Source organism: Paenibacillus sp. IHB B 3415 (assembly GCF_000802655.2).
In the GTDB taxonomy this organism is placed as follows: Bacteria; Bacillota; Bacilli; order Paenibacillales; family Paenibacillaceae; genus Paenibacillus_AQ; species Paenibacillus_AQ phytohabitans.
In genome coordinates this window covers 1-18,082 of the sequence record NZ_JUEI01000087.1, presented here as the reverse complement: position 1 = coordinate 18,082, position 18,082 = coordinate 1, and the positions used below count along the sequence as shown (strand labels likewise).

Annotated in this window: 14 protein-coding genes; 2 read left to right on the top strand and 12 right to left on the bottom strand. The window is 50.8% G+C overall.

Going from position 1 to position 18,082, the window contains the following annotated elements:
* Window positions 1–17 precede the first annotated feature (17 nt).
* From QW71_RS29815 to QW71_RS29770, 10 genes are all read right to left on the bottom strand, one after another.
* On the bottom strand, window positions 18–797 hold the full coding sequence (locus QW71_RS29815) for an SDR family NAD(P)-dependent oxidoreductase (protein ID WP_039308045.1): 780 nt from the start codon (window positions 795–797) through the stop codon (window positions 18–20).
* Window positions 798–983: 186 nt separating this feature from the next.
* Window positions 984–1,763: a lipopolysaccharide assembly protein LapB gene (locus QW71_RS29810; RefSeq protein ID WP_160311853.1), complete on the bottom strand. Its 780-nt coding sequence runs from the start codon at window positions 1,761–1,763 to the stop codon at window positions 984–986.
* 31 nt (window positions 1,764–1,794) lie between these two features.
* The gene (locus tag QW71_RS29805) at window positions 1,795–2,097 is read right to left on the bottom strand and encodes a hypothetical protein (RefSeq protein ID WP_039308036.1); all 303 of its coding nucleotides are present in this window, start codon (window positions 2,095–2,097) and stop codon (window positions 1,795–1,797) included.
* 130 nt (window positions 2,098–2,227) lie between these two features.
* Window positions 2,228–3,418 (bottom strand): hypothetical protein, encoded by a 1,191-nt coding sequence (locus tag QW71_RS29800; RefSeq protein WP_052770443.1) that lies wholly within the window; start codon window positions 3,416–3,418, stop codon window positions 2,228–2,230.
* Between the two features lie 713 nt (window positions 3,419–4,131).
* Entirely contained in the window at window positions 4,132–4,449 is a 318-nt protein-coding gene (locus QW71_RS29795; RefSeq protein ID WP_152679900.1) for a hypothetical protein, read from the bottom strand.
* A 50-nt stretch (window positions 4,450–4,499) separates the two neighbouring features.
* Window positions 4,500–5,390 (bottom strand): sugar phosphate isomerase/epimerase, encoded by an 891-nt coding sequence (locus QW71_RS29790; RefSeq protein ID WP_039308031.1) that lies wholly within the window; start codon window positions 5,388–5,390, stop codon window positions 4,500–4,502.
* Between the two features lie 43 nt (window positions 5,391–5,433).
* Entirely contained in the window at window positions 5,434–6,456 is a 1,023-nt protein-coding gene (locus QW71_RS29785) for a LacI family DNA-binding transcriptional regulator (protein WP_039308029.1), read from the bottom strand.
* Between the two features lie 65 nt (window positions 6,457–6,521).
* Complete coding sequence (locus QW71_RS29780; protein ID WP_039308027.1) at window positions 6,522–8,090, bottom strand: DUF3502 domain-containing protein; 1,569 nt, start codon at window positions 8,088–8,090, stop codon at window positions 6,522–6,524.
* Window positions 8,091–8,169: 79 nt separating this feature from the next.
* Entirely contained in the window at window positions 8,170–9,057 is an 888-nt protein-coding gene (locus QW71_RS29775) for a carbohydrate ABC transporter permease (protein WP_200905991.1), read from the bottom strand.
* Window positions 9,058–9,100: 43 nt separating this feature from the next.
* Window positions 9,101–10,036 (bottom strand): sugar ABC transporter permease, encoded by a 936-nt coding sequence (locus QW71_RS29770; protein WP_235441593.1) that lies wholly within the window; start codon window positions 10,034–10,036, stop codon window positions 9,101–9,103.
* Between the two features lie 440 nt (window positions 10,037–10,476).
* Between QW71_RS29770 and QW71_RS29765 the strand changes: the two genes are divergently transcribed.
* Together QW71_RS29765 and bglX are read left to right on the top strand one after the other, a co-directional pair.
* Window positions 10,477–13,827: a GH36-type glycosyl hydrolase domain-containing protein gene (locus tag QW71_RS29765; RefSeq protein WP_047014054.1), complete on the top strand. Its 3,351-nt coding sequence runs from the start codon at window positions 10,477–10,479 to the stop codon at window positions 13,825–13,827.
* Between the two features lie 46 nt (window positions 13,828–13,873).
* Entirely contained in the window at window positions 13,874–16,039 is a 2,166-nt protein-coding gene (gene bglX, locus QW71_RS29760) for a beta-glucosidase BglX (protein WP_039308023.1), read from the top strand.
* A gap of 168 nt (window positions 16,040–16,207) precedes the next feature.
* Here bglX and QW71_RS29755 read toward each other — a convergent pair whose 3' ends face one another.
* Window positions 16,208–16,978: a DeoR/GlpR family DNA-binding transcription regulator gene (locus QW71_RS29755; RefSeq protein ID WP_039308020.1), complete on the bottom strand. Its 771-nt coding sequence runs from the start codon at window positions 16,976–16,978 to the stop codon at window positions 16,208–16,210.
* 609 nt (window positions 16,979–17,587) lie between these two features.
* A complete protein-coding gene (locus QW71_RS40680; protein WP_160311852.1) occupies window positions 17,588–17,761 on the bottom strand; it encodes a hypothetical protein in 174 nt (57 codons plus the stop codon).
* Window positions 17,762–18,082 lie beyond the last annotated feature (321 nt).

The following is an 18,082-nucleotide window of genomic DNA, read 5'->3' as shown; positions in this document are numbered from 1 at the left end:
CTCTCATTACAACATGCTTATGCGTTCTGCTGGTAAACCGGTGCACCCAGGGGAGAACTCCCCGCTCCGCCGTCTACAGCGATATCGGTACCTTGGATATAAGAGGAATCATCCGAGGCCAGGAACAGCGCGACCTTGGCAATCTCTTCAGGATCACCCGCACGGCCCAGCGGAATGGAACGCGACATGCCAGCTTCCACCTGGCTCCAGTTATCCATCGCGGATTGTCCCCAGATGGGTGTGCGCGTCACGCCAGGGGCAATGTTGTTAACCCGGATGCCCAGCGGGGAGAGCTCCGAAGCCAGCACTTTGGTCATGCTGCTGACAGCCCCTTTGCTGGCGGCATATGCGGAGTTGCCGGGTCTGCCAGCCTTAGCAAGCACGGAGCCGGTCAGAATAACTGATGCCCCGGCCTTCAGATGAGGCAGTGCGGCCTGAACGGTGAAGAAGACACCGGTCACATTAATCTTGAGCACTTCCTCGAAAGTCGCCAAGTCTGTGCTGCCGAGCGGTGTTGAAGCCGCTATGCCTGCATTGGCATAGACAACATCCAGTCTGCCGAATGCCTCAATGGCTGCGTTCACAGCCGACACAGCGCTCTGCGGATCTGTCGCATCCGCCTGAACCGCAATGGCATGCTCCGCGCCCAGTTCTTCTACCGCCGCCTGCAATGATACCGGATTGCGGCCGGTAATAACGACTTTGGCACCTTCAGCAACAAACAATTTGGCGGCAGACAACCCGATTCCACTATTCCCTCCTGTAATCAAGGCAACCTTACCCTCAAGCTTTCCCATCGTGAACACTCCTTAAGTTATAAGTTTATTTGTTGTTACTGTGTAATCAAGCTTCTGGCTGTTATTGAGACCGAACGTTCTATTATTATCAAAAAAATTTATCCGCCTCACATTTGCAATCTTAGCATATTGAGAACGAACGTTAAAGTATTATTTTCACCGGTCGTCCTCAATAATGCCCCTCAGTTAACGCTCTCCATGAATTTGCCTGGCCACTGAGACCTCCAGCTTCTCAATAAAGCGCAATGCCTGATCGCTGCCGGGTTCAAGCTCCAGCAGTTTACGGGCTATCCATAGTGCCGTCTCGTAGTCTTTGAGTTTAGCGTGGCAATAGATGATGCCGGTCATGCACTCCGTTTCGTCCGGCTGAATTTTGGCCGCCAGCCCGAATGCGTCCAGCGCCTCCTTAAATTCACGCATTCCCAGAAGGACAAGACCTTTATTACGCATAGCATCATAACAGGACAGATCCAGTTCATAGGCTCTCTCAAATTCCTTGAGGGCTGACTTGGAATCAGACATCCTAACGTAACACATTCCAAGGTTCAGATGCGTTTCAGACTGCGCTTCATTGAGCTTCAAGGATTGTTCATAACATCGCTGCGCCTGTGCATAATCCTCAACCTCATAATAATAGGTTCCCATATAATATAGAGCATCTTCACTGGCCGGATTCATTCTCAGAGCTGTCTCATAATAACGGAAGGCTTTGCCCAGCTTCCCCAGTCTGAAATACACCCGGCCGAGATTAAACAGTGGTCTTTCCCACTCAGGACTCTTCTGCCGAAGACGTTCAAAACAGGAAAGCGCCGCCGGATACTCTCCCAGTGACAAGTGGCAGCAACCCATATAATTCAGACAGTCACCGGAATGCCCTAACTCCCACTCCTCCGTGAACAGTGCAAGCGCGCGAACGAAATCCCCGCTGGCATACGCTTCTTCACCCTGATCGTAAAGACTATCCACTTCCATACCCCCTCCCCTTTATTCAGCTCCTCTATATAGCCAGCCGTGCAAAAAAGAACAGATATCCCGCGATCCACAGCAGCGCAGCAATAATAATTAAGGCCCCTATGTACCCCACCCAGCTGGCCGGTTTCCAGTTAAATTTAAAAATACAAAGCGAGGCAACAATCAGAGCCGCCGACGGTATACCAAACATTTGCAGCACTACCGTACTGATGATATCCATGATCCACCCCTGGGTAAGCCAATAATTCGTCAGCAGGAAAAAGAACACGATTGATGCGATATTCAGCACAACGGCGCTGATCCACAGTATTTTAACGGCTTTAACCATGCTCCACCTCCTAACTCTAACTCATTACCCAGCATACTAGTAAATTTTAACAGCACTAGATATTCTGTATTCAAAAAAACGGGTCCGCCCCTCGCCAGGACGACACCCGTTTCTTCATTCATTAGAAACCTTACCGTCCCGTAGTCTCAAAAGAAAACTTGGATGTCCAGGTGGCACCTGCATCCTTCGTCACATAAAGTGTCGAGCTGTTCAGGTCTCTCACCGCAAGCCAGCCTTGATTATGATCGGTGAAGGAGATCGTCCCTTCGAAGCCGGGAACCGTCATCTGATTGCTCCAGGCCTGCCCGTTGTTCTTGGTGAGCCCGATCCCCACTTGTTCCGCTGCAGGCTGGAACCCTACCAGGAAAGCGGTTGTTTTGCCGATCACCACCAGATTGCCGGGGCTGCCCGAAGCCGGCCCCTTCTTCACCTTGGCCGCACCGCTTCCCGGAGCCGGACCGCCTCCAGCCGTCTCTTGGGCAATCACCCGGGTCCAGCTGCCCCCGGAGTTAACGCTGCCGTAGAGCGAATACGAAGTCTGCGACATTCCGTAACCGCCGTACAGTACGGCATACACCTGACTGCCGTTCGCATAGATTTGTCCGTATGAGGGTTCAGCGTAAGAAGATTTCAGCATCAGCTTCCAGTTCGTTCCGCCGTCTGCCGTCCGCATCACCTGGTACCCGCTGCCCGGTACACCGACCACGGCCCATCCGCTGCTCAGGCTGGTGAAATAAGCTCCGCGCGTATTCGCTGGTGTCTTAATCAGGCTCCAGCTCTCTCCGCCGTCATTCGTATAATAGGTGGACGCACGGTTGTAGCCGAATCCCTTGCTGCTGTCCAGGAACTCTACCCTTTCAAAGGTCACGGCCTTATTCGACAGCCTTTTCCAGGTAGAGCCACCATCCGTGGTCCGGATCAGATATTTAGCCTGACCGTCATTGACCGCGGCAAGCGCCCAGCCATGGACATTATCAGGGAAATCGATCTGTTGAAAGCTCCACTGCCCTTCATAAATCTTCTGGAAATGGCAGCCGCCGTCCGACGTTCCAATCAGGAATCCGTTCCCGGCTGCCCGCCCTGTATCTGCACTCAGAAACTCTACATCAGAAAAGCTAAGCGGGATCGCATCTGCTCCGCTGTGTGCTGCCTGCAATTCCTGAAGCAGTCCATGATCTCCCGTGCTGCAGGACGAAGCCGGGGTTGGCGCCGGCGCCGCTGCCTGCACCGGAGAAGCCGAGGTCCCCCAGCCCAGTAGAGTAAATAGACTAGCGGTAAGGAGAGTTAATGTGATCTGCTGCAATCTGGTTGTCCAATTCATTGGTGACACCTCCTAGAATATATATACCCTGTATGCGACTGCTACTCTGCGCTGTGTAATTGCTTTTCCGCCACAAATCCACAAGAGCATTCAAGATGAGATTGTCGCTTGTTCGAGAAATCAACCTGTTAGCCTAACCTCGGAGGGTTGCGGGTCCTGCAATTCAATGTATATTATAAATGGTACAAAATTGTAACCAATTGAGCTGTTACATTATTCCTCTGCGGTTTAAATAATAAGTACAGAAACTTACTAACATACAGTTACTAAGAGCAACTAAGGGAAGTGAACGAGTATGATAAAAAAGGACATTCAACATGCGCTCCTCTCCAATCTGTGGCAACGCGTTCACTTGATCAGCGGAGAAACTTACACCGGAGTATGTAAAATAGATCACTCATCAGACGCACTGCACATCGCAACGAACAAAGGCAGCTTCACTGTACCTTACTGGACAATCAAGCGTTTCGTTTAAGGATCAGGTTCCGGGAACTGTCACCAAAATAAAGTATCTACCTCTGTTTCCTTCGCCGGACTCACTTTTGGTTTTGGCGGAATGAATCAGGGGTATTTACGCTTCTGATTCCCGCGCCGGATTCACTTTGGACGGAGTCCGGTGTTTTTCTGCTTCTCTTTCCTGCGCCGGACTCACTTTGGACAGAATCAAGTAACCATGTTTCCTGCAAGTGCGGAATTCTGACGGTTGGGCGGCTTCAGATCCGGTATTGTTGTACTTTCTGCAGGATTTCTGACAGGTTAGGCGGGTCAGATCCGGTATTGTTGTACTTTTTGCAGGATTTCTGGCGGCTGGGCAGCTTAAAGCCCCGTATTGTTGTATTTTCTGCAAGATTTCTGCGTATCGGCAATTTTGAGTCCGGTATTGTTGTATTTTCTGCAGGATTTCTGGCGATGACCTCTCCCCCTCTCCTTCCCGCGTCACTCCCGCGCCGGCGTGTCCTGCTCCCGGCCAGCCCGCTTTCACTCCCCTTCCAGGGATTAATTTCAAATACAACAAAGACCCCACCCTCCACATCCGTGGAGCCCTCCACATCCGTGGAGGGTGAGGTCTTTGTGTCGTTCGTCAAATTACCGGATTCGGCACAAAGCTGCCTCCGCGACAATTCTTCAAATAATTCAGGGCATGCACCTGACCGGTCATCTCCAGCTCATCACGGTAGACCGGATCATGCCAGCCTTCGATGTCGATCGTGCCCTTATAGCCGCCCTGGCGGAGAATGGTGATAATATCCGTCCAGTTGGTATCGCCGAAGCCTGGCGTGCGATCCCATACATAAGGCTTCGGTCCATGAATCCCGTATTCCTTAATCATATCCCAGGCGATAGTGACATCCTTGCCATGCACATGGAAGATCTTATCCACCCATTTGCGCAGCTGCGGAACCGGATCAATCAGCGCGGTCAACTGGTGGGCAGGCTCCCATTCCAGCCCGAGATTATCTGCCGGAACGCTATTGAACATCTTCTCCCAGGCGGAAGGGTTATGCGCGATATTCCAGTCGCCCTTCTGCCAGTCCCCGCCCATCGCACAGTTCTCAAAAGCAATCCGCAAACCCTTGTCTGCCGCCCGCTTCGACAATTCTCCGAATACCTCGGCGAATCTCGGAAGAGACTCATCAATCGAGGAGCCCGGCAGCCGCCCGGTGAATCCGCCTATAATGTCCGTGCCGAACAAGTGGGCATGTTCAATCAACTGCTCCCAGCCGGCAAGGGTATCCCCACTCTCGGGGTTGCCGCCAAGCGGATTCCCATAGATCCCGACAGCAGAGATCACGAAGTGATGTTCAGCTGCCAGCTCCCGAATCCGGGCCGCTGTCTCCACCAGATCGGTATCACCAATCGTCTGCCAGAAATTCAATTGGAAGGATTCGAAGCCATGCTTCACAATCTGCGGAATGACCTGGACGGCTTCACCGCCGCGGACCAGGGTGCCTATTCTCAAAGTATCTTGCATCTTAGTTACCAACTCCAATGGGTTTATAAGTCAGCGTCCGCTCTTAACGGCTCTTGATCATTTTGCAAGAGCCCCGTTTGAGCAATACCGCATCATAGACAATATGCTGATGGTTTGTGCGATTCGAAATAAGATCAAATAATACTCCTACACTGGATAGTGCCATTTCCGTACCCGGCTGGCTGATCGTATCCAGCGCAGGATGATAATATTCTGCCATCTCAATGCCGTCAAAGCCGATAATCGAAATATCATCAGGGATGGACAAGCCGGCGGTAAGCACAGCCTTGGCCGCACCGATGGCAATGGTATCGGAAGCAGCAAATATTGCGGTCACCGCTCTGTCCCGGTTAAGCAGTCTGCGTGCAGCGTTGAAGCCCGAGCTCGGACTGTATTCACAATCCTCTACAAGCCCGGCATTGTAAGGCAGATTATTTTCTTCTAATGCCAGCCTATATCCCATAAGCCGCCGGCTGCCCGTAGTTTCATCCAATAAAGGTGATTTGGCCAGGAAGCCAATGTTCTTGTGTCCAAGTGAGATTAAATAACTGGTCGCCTTGTAGGCCTCTTTCGATTCATTGATGGTTACGCTGGAGAATATGGCCGGGTCCACTTCCTGGGATGTAGTAATCGTTGTCAGTACAAACGGAACCGTCAGCTGCTTGAACTTTTCTTCAGAATGATTATACGTACCGCCCATGAAAATAATCCCGCTTAAGTTCTTCTCCTTCACCAATTGAATCGCCGCATTGATCTCATCGGTTCCATCCTCTACCTGATGGATGAGAAACGGATACCCGCGCAGATTGACCTGCCGTTCAATTTCCTTAATCATGATGGCGAAAAACGGATTGGTAATCCCCTTGACCATGAGTGCAATGTTCTTGGATTGCGTGGTTTTTAAATTCCGTGCGTTGGAATTCGGAATATAATTGTATTCCTTCACGACACTCAGAACCTTCTCGCGGGTCGCATCACTCACCAGTCCCTTATTGTTGATGACCCTGGATACTGTCGAGATGCCGACTCCGGATATCCGCGCGATATCCTTAATATTAACGTCCACACTACTCCCCCATTTATAGGTAAGGGAGCTATTAATAATAGCTCCCCTGTAACCTATTTCATTCTTTAGTTAACAGGTACAAATTCTGCCAATTGTTTCTCTACTTCGGCAATGACCTTGTCAATTCCTGCTTTTGTCAGCTGATCGCGGTACTCTGCAACTGCTGCTTTTGGATCTTTGCTTGTTTTACCCAGCATGAGCTGAATACCAAGCTGTGCATTAACGTTCGAGATCGAAGCAATTTCTGTCGTTACATTAGCCGGATCGAAGCTGAAACCGTTGTATGGATCATCGATAGCCACTTTATCCCATTCAGCGAACAGGGTTTTGCGGATCGGGTTATCGGTATCACTTGGAATCACGAACTTGTCATTTCTGAGCGACCAGGCAGCGAAGCCTCCGCCATCTGTTTTTTCATTGAAGCCTTCAGGCTGCTTCTTCACGCCGTCTTCAATCACGTAGTGCTTGCCTTCAATACCGTATTGCATCAGGTTGTAGTAGCTCTCATCAGTCATGAACTTCTCAATCACCATCAGGGAACGCTCCGGATTAGAGGAATTCGCGCTGATTACGGTCGAGTTGTCTACACCCATCTTACGTTTGATCTTGTGGTTGGCTTCAGCAAATGTGAAGAAGTTAGTGGCTCCTTCCGGCTGTGCCTTCAGATCCGGACCATATTGGCCAATCCAGTCCTGGGCATGAGTCAGATAACCTGCGGAATTCGCTGCTCTGTAGTTGTCTTTACTGCCAAGGGATGCAGACAGAACATCCTTGCCCCAATAGCCCTTGTCTGCCCATTCACGCATCTTCACAGCCCAGTCTTCGAATTCCTGGGTGAAGGCTGGATGGAATACAGTTTTGTAATCCTCCGGACTCTTGGTAACCAGATTCAATTCATTCAAAGAGATACCAGGTGCGTTAAGCCACATATCGGTGGTATCGACGAGCATTCTATACATGTTCTGTGCATCCTCAGCCTTACCGTTGATTGGCGGATAGGATTCATTGGCAACCACATTATCCATGTATTTAACCATATCATCAATGGATTTAATTTCGGTCATGCCATATTTCTTCATCAGATCAATCCGGTAGGCATAACCGGCAGGTGTGTACTCACTGAACAGACTTGGTACGCCGTAAATCTTGCCTTTAACCTTAGTGTTCTGCCAGGAGGATTCAGGAATCTCTGCTTTCAGCTTAGGCGCAACCTTGTCCAGCATATCAGTGATGTCTGTCAGAGCACCTTCGTTAGCCAAGGTGTAGTAAGACACAGGCGCACCAGGAGATGCATGTGACAAATCAAAGGATTCGCCGGAAGCGAACAACAGCGGGTACTTAGTGGCGATATCCGGCCAGTCAATATATTTAATTTCCAGCGTAGTATTCAGATCAGCCTTAAGCTTCTTGTTAATTTCCGCCAGAATCTCCTTGTTGGTAACCCCTTCGCTACCCCACAGGTAATACACCAGCTTCGCTTCCTTCGAGGTATCTACTCCTCCTGTATTGGTGGATGGAGCATTCGACCCCGCCGGAGTATTGCCATTTGCATTATTGTTCGATGAACACGCGGATAGCACTCCTGTAAGCATGAGGACAGCAATTAAAGAAGACGCAATCTTTTTACCTTTCATTCGGTAAGCCTCCCTTTTCTTTTCTATATTATTGATCTTGCATCTATAACAAACACCCCTAGCATGAAGCAGGCGTCCATTAACCCTTAACAGCACCGACAGTAAGACCGGTTACGAAGTAACGCTGAATGAATGGATACAGGAGAATAATCGGGCCTGTGGCCAGTACGGCTGTAGCCATTTTGATCGATTGAGTAGGCAGATCGGCTGTATTAATGACCGCCCCCGAGTTGATGAGACTGCCCAGATTCGTCTGGTTGACCATTCGCTGCAGGAAGTACTGGAGCGGATACTTGGTAGGAGAGTCCATATACAGCATCCCGTTGTACCACTCATTCCAGAAGCCCAGGGCCGAGAACAGCCCAATGGTTGCCAGTGACGGAACCGCCAGCGGCATGAAGATCCTCCAGTAGATGCGGAAGTCGCCTGCGCCGTCAATCGTGGCTGATTCATACAGCGAATCCGGGATCGCCTTCATGAAGTTACGCATCAGGAAGATCGACCACGCCCCAACCACAGCCGGCAGAATCATGGCGAACAGGTTATCCTTCATATGCAGATGCTTCACCATCAGAATATAAGTCGGAATCAGCCCTCCGCTGAACAGTGTTGTGAAATAGATCAGGAAGGAGAAGAAGTTACGGTATTTGAAATCCTTGCGGTTCAGGACAAATCCGGCCATGGACATCATGAACAGACCAAGTACTGTACCAACGACTGTGATAAAAATCGTAACCTGATAAGCATCCACCAGCTTGGAGGAGTTACTGAGCAACAATTCGTAGGCTTTGAAGGAAACTTCATTCGGAATCAGCTTATATCCCTCGCGGACAATCTCCTGCTCATTCATGAAGGAGGAAGAGATCATCAGTGCAAAAGGAAACACACAGAACAGTGCAAAGATCGTGATGCAGATGTAACTGATCACTTTTATGAACACACTGCCGGAATCCTGTTTGATTTTAATAGTTGAGCTTGCCATTTTCATCACCCCTGTTTCTTATCTTGTCTTAGAACAACGCGCTGTCCGGTTCAACCTTGCGTACAATAAAGTTAACTACAAGCACCAGGATCAGACCGAACAAGGATTGGTAGAAGCCTACGGCAGCGCCCATCGAGAAGTTGAATTGTCCAACGAGAGAACGGAAAACATACGTATCTATAATATCCGTCTGCGGATACAGCACGGAGTTTGTTCCAATCAAATTGTAGAAGAGGTCGAAGGAGCCCTTGAGAATTCCGCCCATACCGAACAGCAGGAGTAAAATGAAGGTTGGCTTCAGAATCGGCAGAGTCATATAGCGGATACGCTGCCAGGTAGTGGCGCCGTCCATATAAGCAGCCTCATATAGATCATGGTTAATCCCTGTTATTGCAGCCAGATAGACAATCATACCATAACCGGTACCCGCCCAAATCTTGAAGGCCACGATAATGTATTTCCAAATTCCCTGATCGGAATAGAACTCATGACGGTCCAGCCCCGCTCCCGAAATCATCGTATTGATGAACCCGGAATTGAAATTGAACAGATTGTAAGCAAACACACCCACGATAACCATCGAGATAAAGTTTGGCAGGAGAATAACCGACTGGGAGATCTTCTTGAACCATTTCCCCGTAATCTCCGACAGCATGATAGCAAATACAATCTGAATGATATTGCCCAGAGCAAGGAACACTAGATTGTAGAGCAGTGTATTCTTGGTAATATTCCAGAGGTCTCCAGTCTGTACCAGGAATTCAAAGTTCTTGAGTCCGATAAAGTCACTTCCAAAGATCCCTTTGTTGAGCTTGTAATCGACAAATGCAACGTAAGCGCCAGGCATTACCGCATAATGAAACACTGCAAAATACACAATGACAGGCAGCAGCATAAGATACAGCACTTTGTTCTTCAATAATTCCCGGACGATATTTCCGCCCGATTGTACAAATCTTGCCAATGAGCCCACCTCCTAATTGAACGATGCATTCTTACCGCATGCATATCTTTGTTTCTTCTTGACCCTGCAGCCGGAATGACAACTGCGTACATACCTTTAATAATTAACCGTATTGGACAGTATAGAAACGTTTCCATTATTTCTTTGTGTTTCCCCTTGCTCAGAGCATACTCCCAAGTTGTATACGCTGTCAAACATTTTTTATTTTCGAATTACAAGTAAAAAAATTACATTCTGCGTTACAAAGATGATAATTCGGTCGTTTTTTCGCAGATAATTGACTTTTTTTCGTCTTCAGACTAATATCGAGATGTATTACTTATGGAAACGTTTCTATTTATTCTTTACACGGACATGTCACCTTGTTCTTGTGACATCTGATGATGAATTCCCCTAACCTAATTCATGTCCCAATCACGTACTGGAAAGAGAGGGTTATTATGATTTTCAAACAACAATCAAACATGATTACCTTAACCCGGGATGACCTTAGTTATACGTTCCTGCCAACAGGAGACATCTTCGAGTTCACCTATGAATCTACTCTCATTAATCAGTTCCAAGGCAATCCTGTAGATGGTTCAGCTAATAATATCTATCTGCGCGTGCATACGGAGCAAGGAATCAGCAGCTATCCTTTACTCGGAATCCGCTCGGGCTCCAAGCTGTCCCATAGTCATGACCAACTGATTTTTGAAGGTTCTATAGAAGCAATCAGCTACCGTGTGACCTTCGCGCCTGCCCGGGACGGAATCTGGTTCTGGCATATTCAGCTCTCCGGCAGCGGTGAAACCGTGGATGTGGTGTACGGACAGGATATCGGTGTCGCAGGCAAGGGCGGCGTGCTGGCCAATGAGCTGTACATGAGCCAATATCTTGATCACAGCATCTGGGAAGGCACAAACGGCTACGCCGTATGCTCCCGCCAGAACCAGCCGCAGGGGATTGCCTTCCCTTATCTGCAGCAGGGTGCAGTGGGTACCCGTGCAGTAGGCTATTCTACTGACGGTATGCAGTTCTTCGGCGTGTCCTACAAAGGCAGTTACGTGCCTGAAGTGCTTAGCGGCAATCTGCAGAACAGCAATTATCAATACGAGCTGGCCTATACCGCGCTGCAGACTGAGCTTATGACGCTGTCCGCTCCCGCTGAATTCGCCTTCTACGGGCTCTTCCGCCCTACTCATCCGGCTGCTGTTTCAGAACTAGAGTTCCAGGCCGAGCTGCAGGCAGCTTACGATGAAATCGACTGGAGCGCGGGTGAGGCTGCGCCGGCCAGAGATGTGCCTGTGCTAAGTACTGATATTGGCGCACCTTATGTCTCTGCACAGTGGTCACAAGCTGAGATTGATGCGGCTTACCCTAACCGGAAGCTTGAAGAAATTGAGAACGGGGAACTGCTCTCCTTCTTCACGGATGAGCATGTCCATGTTGTACTGCAGCCCAAAGAGCTGCTGGTTGAACGTCCGCACGGCCATATCATCACTACGCTGCTCGATAAAAGCCAAGTCGATAACAACCTAATTTCTTCCACTAACTATATGTACGGAATCTTCAACGGCCAGACGGTTGTCGGCAATACCTCTTTCCATAAACTGCTCTCCACACCACGCGGCCTGCTGAATATTCAGCGGAACAGCGGACAGCGGATCTATGTCCGCCTGGATGGGGTCTACCGGATTCTTACGCTCCCGGCAGCTTACGAAATGGGCGTTAACTTTGCCAGATGGCATTACCAGATTGAGGATGATCTGCTCACGGTTACCGTCTTTGCCGCAGCAGGCCAGCCGGATGTTGCCCTGCAGGTTCAGTCGAAGCTCGGCAGAGCCTATGATTATCTGATCACGAACCAGCTTGTGATGGGTGAGCATGAATTCCAGCATCCGGTAAGAGTTGAAGCCAAGGACGGTATTCTGCAGGTTCTTCCTGACGAAGCGTCCGTGCAGCAGCTTCCTTATCCCGGTCTGCATTTCGATATCCAGCTTCCGGGAACCGCCTATACGTACAGCGATGACCGGATGTTCTATACGGACAGACAGCCGCGCAACGGAACGCTGCTGACGATTTCCGTCACGCAATCGGCAAGCTTCCAGCTTGTAATCCAAGGCCGGCTCACACAGGCCGACAGTCTTCCCCTGGTCTCTCCTTACACTCCGGAAACCGAGGAAGCGCTGTTTAAAGGCTTCTATGAAGCATTTACTTCGGGCTTCCACCTCCAGCTTGAAGGAGAAGAGCAGTCACGGATTGATATTCTGAACGAAACTGTATGGTGGTACACCCATAATGCGATGACCCATTTCATTATGCCGCATGGCCTTGAACAGCCGGGCGGAGCCGCATGGGGCACACGCGATGTATGCCAGGGACCGATGGAGTATTTCCTGATGACCCAGCATTATGAGCTGGCCAGAAATGTACTGCTGAAGATTTACTCCCATCAGCTGTGGGAGAGCAAGGAATGGCCGCAATGGTTCATGTTCGACCAGCATCCGGTACAAGCCCATGAATGGCATGGGGATGTCGTACTCTGGCCGCTGAAATGCATCAGCGATTATATTATGGCTACAGGAGACTACACGATTCTTCAGGAACAGGTAGCTTACCACCATCTGGCAGATGCCCTGCCAAGCCAGCAGACCGAAACGGTGCTTGAGCATGTCAAAGCTGCTGTAGAGACGATCCGCGAACGCTTCGTACCGGGCACTTCCCTGATCAATTATGCCGGCGGCGACTGGGATGATACGCTGCAGCCTGCCGATGAAGCCTTGAAGACCAAGCTTGTGAGCGCCTGGACTGTCGCTTTGGCCTTCCAGGTCATCCGCAACCTGTCGCAGGTCACGGCAGCCGATGCCGAATTCTCCGCCAGCCTTGCTGTAATGGCAGAAGAGATGAAGGAATCCTTCCGGACGCTGCTGATCAAGGATGGCGTCATCGCCGGCTTCGCCTACTTCCAGGAAGACGGAGAGATTGACTATATGCTTCACCCACTCGATCAGCAGACGGGCATTAAGTACCGGTTACTGCCGATGACACGCAGTATCATCGCTGAACTGGTCACCCCGGAACAGGCGGTTGCCAATTTCCGCCTGATTGACGAGCATCTGAATCATCCGGATGGCGTGCGGCTGATGGATCGTCCCGCCCGCTATGAAGGCGGCGTAAGCACGATCTTCCGCCGTGCCGAGCAAGCCGCCAGTGTCGGCCGCGAGATCAGCCTGCAGTATGTGCATGCCCATATCCGCTATCTCGAAGCTTCCGCCAAGCTTGGCGAAGCTGACCGCGCCTGGGAAGGCTTGTTCCAGATCAATCCGATCAACATCCGGCAGAGCGTCCCTAATGCCCAGCTGCGCCAGAGCAATATGTACTTCAGCAGCTCGGACGGGAATTTCCCTGACCGTTACAGCTATCAGCAGAACTTCGATCAGCTGCGCGACGGCAGCGTAGAAGTCAAAGGCGGCTGGCGCCTGTATTCCAGCGGTCCCGGAATCTATCTCAACCAGCTCATCTCAGCAATCCTGGGTATCCGCTTCAGCGAAGAAGAGCTGATCATTGATCCGGTACTGCCGGCCAGCCTTGACGGACTGCGCTTCACTTACGAGTGCTTCGGCCGTCCGTTAACCTTTGTCTATCACATCGGCTCAGGCCCGGCCCGTACTCCGGAGCTGCATGCAGCGGGAGTTGCAGTTACCGGCCAGGTCCTGTCCAATCCGTACCGCCCGGGTGCCGTAAGCATTGCCAAGAACAACCTGCTTACGCTGCCTGGCGATGAACTGCATATCTATTTGACACAATAATATATACAGACGATAACTTTCAGTACGCTTAACGAAGGAGTTAGCCATGACTAAACCGTTTATCCAAGATCTCGTGAACGATATGACACTAGACGAAAAGATGGCCCAGCTAACCCAGCTCGGTCCTTACTATTGGGGTCTGGATGATACCGTGGATTTAACGGGTCCATTCAAAGAATTGAACATCAAGCCGCAGGTGATGGAGAACATCGGAAGCGTTCTGAACGGCATTGGCGCACGGAATGTAATTGAGCTGCAGACCCGGCATCTGGAATCCAGCCGCCAGAAGATTCCCCTGCTCTTCATGGCGGATGTCATTCACGGCTACCGGACCATCCTGCCGATTCCGCTGGCGATGGGCAGCAGCTTCGACCTTGAAGCCATCGAACGCTTCGCTGAAATTGCAGCCAGAGAGAGCGCTGCTGCCGGTATTCATGTCACCTTCTCCCCCATGACTGACCTCGTGCGCGATCCGCGCTGGGGCCGGGTCATGGAGACCTCCGGTGAGGACCCTTACCTGAATGCCCGCGTGACCGAGAGCATGGTCCGAGGCTATCAGGGGACAGACCTGAAGGAGCCGGGGCGGATCGCAGCGTGCGTGAAGCATTTCGCCGGCTATGGCGCGCCTGAAGGCGGCCGTGAATACAACACGGTGGATATGTCCACCGGTGTACTCCGCGAATTCTATCTGCCGGCTTATAAAGCTGCAGTAGATGCCGGTGTCGCAATGGTCATGGCCGCGTTCAATACCATTGACCGTATTCCGGCCAGCGGCAACAGCAAGCTGCTCCGCGGTATTCTGCGGGAGGAATGGGGTTTTGACGGCGTCACCATCGCCGACTTCAACTCTGTCAATGAGCTGGTGCCCCATGGCGCTGCGCAGGATGGCCGCGAAGCTGCCCACAAAAGCCTTGCCGCAGGCCTGGATATCGAGATGATGTCCACCCACTATCTGAACCACGGTGCCGCGCTGGTTGAAGAAGGGCTGCTCGATATCAGCCTGATCGACGAAGCGGTCACCCGTGTACTGGAGCTGAAGGATGCCCTCGGGTTGTTCGACAACCCGTTCAAGGATGCCGATCCGGTGGCAGACGAAGCGGATAAGCCCAGCGCTGAGCATCTGCAGGCTGCACGGGAACTCGGTGCAAGCTCGGTGGTGCTGCTGAAGAACGATAATGAAGTGCTGCCGCTGAAGCGGGGGATGAAGCTCGGTCTGGCCGGTCCATTCGCCACCTCTATTAATGTACTGGGCGGCTGGGCAGGCGCTGAGAAAGATCCGGCAGTCTCCCTCTACACCGGCATCACCGGCAAAATCCCGGCAGCAGATATTGTTACAGCAATGACCGGCGAGCTGGGAAGCATGCTGGAGGGTGTCTTCGATGTGGAAGACCACGCTGAGGAAGCCTTCGAACAGCTGAAGGATTGCGATGTCATTCTTGCCGCTGTCGGCGAGAATCAGCAGGATACCGGGGAAGGCGGCAGCAAAGCCAGCCTGCGGCTGTCCGCGAACCAGGAGAAGCTGATCCGGCGCCTGAAGGATACCGGCAAGCCTGTCATCACCATCGTATTCAGCGGCCGTCCGCTGGAGCTTGCCCCTGTGCTTGATGCAAGCGACGCACTGGTACAAGCCTGGTTCCTGGGCAGCGAGTCGGGGAATTCCATTGCAGATGTGCTGTTCGGCGATTATAATCCGTCCGGACGCCTGTCCATGAGCTTCCCTTACTCTGTAGGACAGATTCCTGTGTATTATAATGCTTATCAAACGGGACGCCCGTATGATCCCCAGTATCCGAATGTGCGTTATGTAACCCGGTATCTGGATATCCCGAATGATCCGCTGTTCTGCTTCGGCTATGGGCTGAGCTACTCTAGCTTTGCTTACAGCAGCTTTAACGTTGAAGCTGCGGCTGATGACCGGGTGCTCGCCTCCATTGAGGTAGAGAACACTTCGGAGGTTACCGGCAAGGAGACCGTCCAGCTCTATATCCGCGATGTTACGGCAAGTGTGGTCCGTCCGGTGAAGGAACTCAAGGGCTTCAAGCAGGTTACGCTCGCCGCGCATGAGAAGCAGGTTGTAACCTTCGAGATCACCCGCGAGATGCTGATGTTCTACGGCCAGAACGATGAGCTTGTGTTCGAGCCTGGAGATTTCGATATAATGATCGGCCGGAACTCCGGCGATCACTCTACGCAGCGGATCTGGATCGGCTGAGGTGCTGATTGGACTGCATTTAATTAGCTGCACCTGGCTTCAGGCAGTTGAGCACAGCTTCAGATCGATATCCATAGTCCGCTGCACAACAGAAAGCGCCAATCCTCTTACACCAAAGGTGAGGAAGATTGGCGCTTTTTTAATTTTGAATACAGCTTCTGTAGTATGTTATGACCCTGTCAGCAGCTCTATATCCAGCCGGGCAAAGGTATCCTTCCATTCTCTTGAGCAGCCGCTGTCGGTCAGGACCATGGAGATATGTTCCATCGGGGCAATCTGGGCAAAGGTGGTCACTCCGAATTTGGAATGGTCCGCAACCAGAATCGATTCTTCGGCCCGTTCCATCATTTTACGGGAGATGAGTGCTTCTTCAAGATGATAATCGGTAATTCCTTCCGAGAGTGACAGACCTCCGGCTGAGATAAAAGCCTTGTTCACCTTGAATTGGTCCAGCAGCTCATGAGCGGTGATGCCTACAGCCGCCTGATAAGCGGCATTCACCTCACCCCCGGCAAAAATAATCTTACCCTGAAACTGTTCCAGCGCGCAGTTCAGGACCGGAACCGAGTTGGTAATGACCGTCACATGGGCGCGGTCTTTGAGCTGCCGCATAATCTCAAGCGTGGTCGTCCCGTTATCGAGGATTACTGTCTCGCCATCCTGAATAAGCGAAGCTGCGAGCCTGCCAATGGCCTGCTTGTCCAGCAGATTCATCTGGGAACGCTTCATGAAGGTGGGTTCATTATTCCCGGAACGAATCCGCACGGCCCCGCCGTATACCTTGCGCAGACGCCCTTCCTTCTCCAGACGGTCGAGATCACGCCGGATTGTCTCTGTGGTTACAGCGAACCGCTCAGCCAAAAAATGCACCTGCACTTTCCCCTCCAGATCCAGCTGGGAGAGGATGGTATGCCTGCGTTCTTCATAGGTCAGGGACATGGATGATTCCTCCAGTTATAGTCTGCTCGCCAATGCTAATTGCATCATTTAAAATAGGTGCTATACGTATATGTAATGTTGTTTTGAGTGTATTGATGTTGATTTCCTCAGTATATGGAGCCGAATCCCACTTGTCAATGCAGCTGCTTCTATCAAAAGATTTCTCTAGTGGACGAGTGTATCTGCTTACGCTTACGCATCCACAACCTTAATTCCTTAATTCCTTAATTCCTTAATTCCTTAAGTGTCTTACTCCACCACCGCTCCCTGCACTTAGCGTCATTATCTTCTGTTCACACATATGCCTGCTGTTTGCGTACGTATCGAAGGTGGCGATTAATTGAATAGTTGTATTTCGTACAGTTAAAAGTTAGCTAAAGCGTGAATTTATTGCGATAAATGTATTCTGTACAACTAAACATAGCGTGTAGCGATCATTCAGGGAATGGCTGTCTATTTAATTGTATAGAGTGCAGTTAAAATGCTCTGGCGCACTTATCCGGTAACTTTAGTTGTACAAAATACAGTTAAAGCCTGTGAGGCGAGAAAACGCTCTGCTTCAAGCAGGAGTGAGGTTCCGCACCGGTTGTACTTCGGTTCAACTCCAGCTCAGCCGGTTCCGTTCCAGTTGCTCTCCAATCCAGCTTTAGTCCGTCCCAGTTCAGCTCCGGTTACGTTCCAATCCAACTCCGGCTCAGCCGGTTCTGCTTCAGTTCCGTTCCAGTTGCTCTCCAATCCAGCTTCAGTCCGTCCCAGTTCAGCTCCGGTTACATTCCAATCCAACTCCGGCTCAGCCGGTTCTGCTCTGCCCCGCTTCAGTTCCGCCTCCGAAAGTTCGCGGGTTCAATAGATCTATATAAGAGGCATTAAACCGCAGTGACGACTTAGCTTCAAGTTCAAAGCTTAAGTGCGTCTTATATAGTTCCAATTATAGTTCTATCTCTTTCTGCAGCAGATAACCCCTAAATCCGCCGAAAAATAGAATCTATCGCACTCTGTACACTAGAATTTTGTAAAAGGAGTCTTTTGGGGTGAAATTAGAGGAATCAGTTGTATGAAAGAGTCAATTTCATAATTCAGTTGGCTGAATAGCAAGACTTGGCC

What these genes read in the sequence shown, in the direction of transcription:
- bglX (WP_039308023.1), top strand. Translation starts at nt 13,874, where the DNA reads ATGACTAAACCGTTTATCCAAGATCTCGTGAACGATATGACACTAGAC.
- QW71_RS29765 (WP_047014054.1), top strand. Translation starts at nt 10,477, where the DNA reads ATGATTTTCAAACAACAATCAAACATGATTACCTTAACCCGGGATGAC.
- QW71_RS29805 (WP_039308036.1), bottom strand. Translation starts at nt 2,097, where the DNA reads ATGGTTAAAGCCGTTAAAATACTGTGGATCAGCGCCGTTGTGCTGAAT.
- QW71_RS29790 (WP_039308031.1), bottom strand. Translation starts at nt 5,390, where the DNA reads ATGCAAGATACTTTGAGAATAGGCACCCTGGTCCGCGGCGGTGAAGCC.
- QW71_RS29800 (WP_052770443.1), bottom strand. Translation starts at nt 3,418, where the DNA reads ATGAATTGGACAACCAGATTGCAGCAGATCACATTAACTCTCCTTACC.
- QW71_RS29755 (WP_039308020.1), bottom strand. Translation starts at nt 16,978, where the DNA reads ATGTCCCTGACCTATGAAGAACGCAGGCATACCATCCTCTCCCAGCTG.
- QW71_RS29815 (WP_039308045.1), bottom strand. Translation starts at nt 797, where the DNA reads ATGGGAAAGCTTGAGGGTAAGGTTGCCTTGATTACAGGAGGGAATAGT.
- QW71_RS29780 (WP_039308027.1), bottom strand. Translation starts at nt 8,090, where the DNA reads ATGAAAGGTAAAAAGATTGCGTCTTCTTTAATTGCTGTCCTCATGCTT.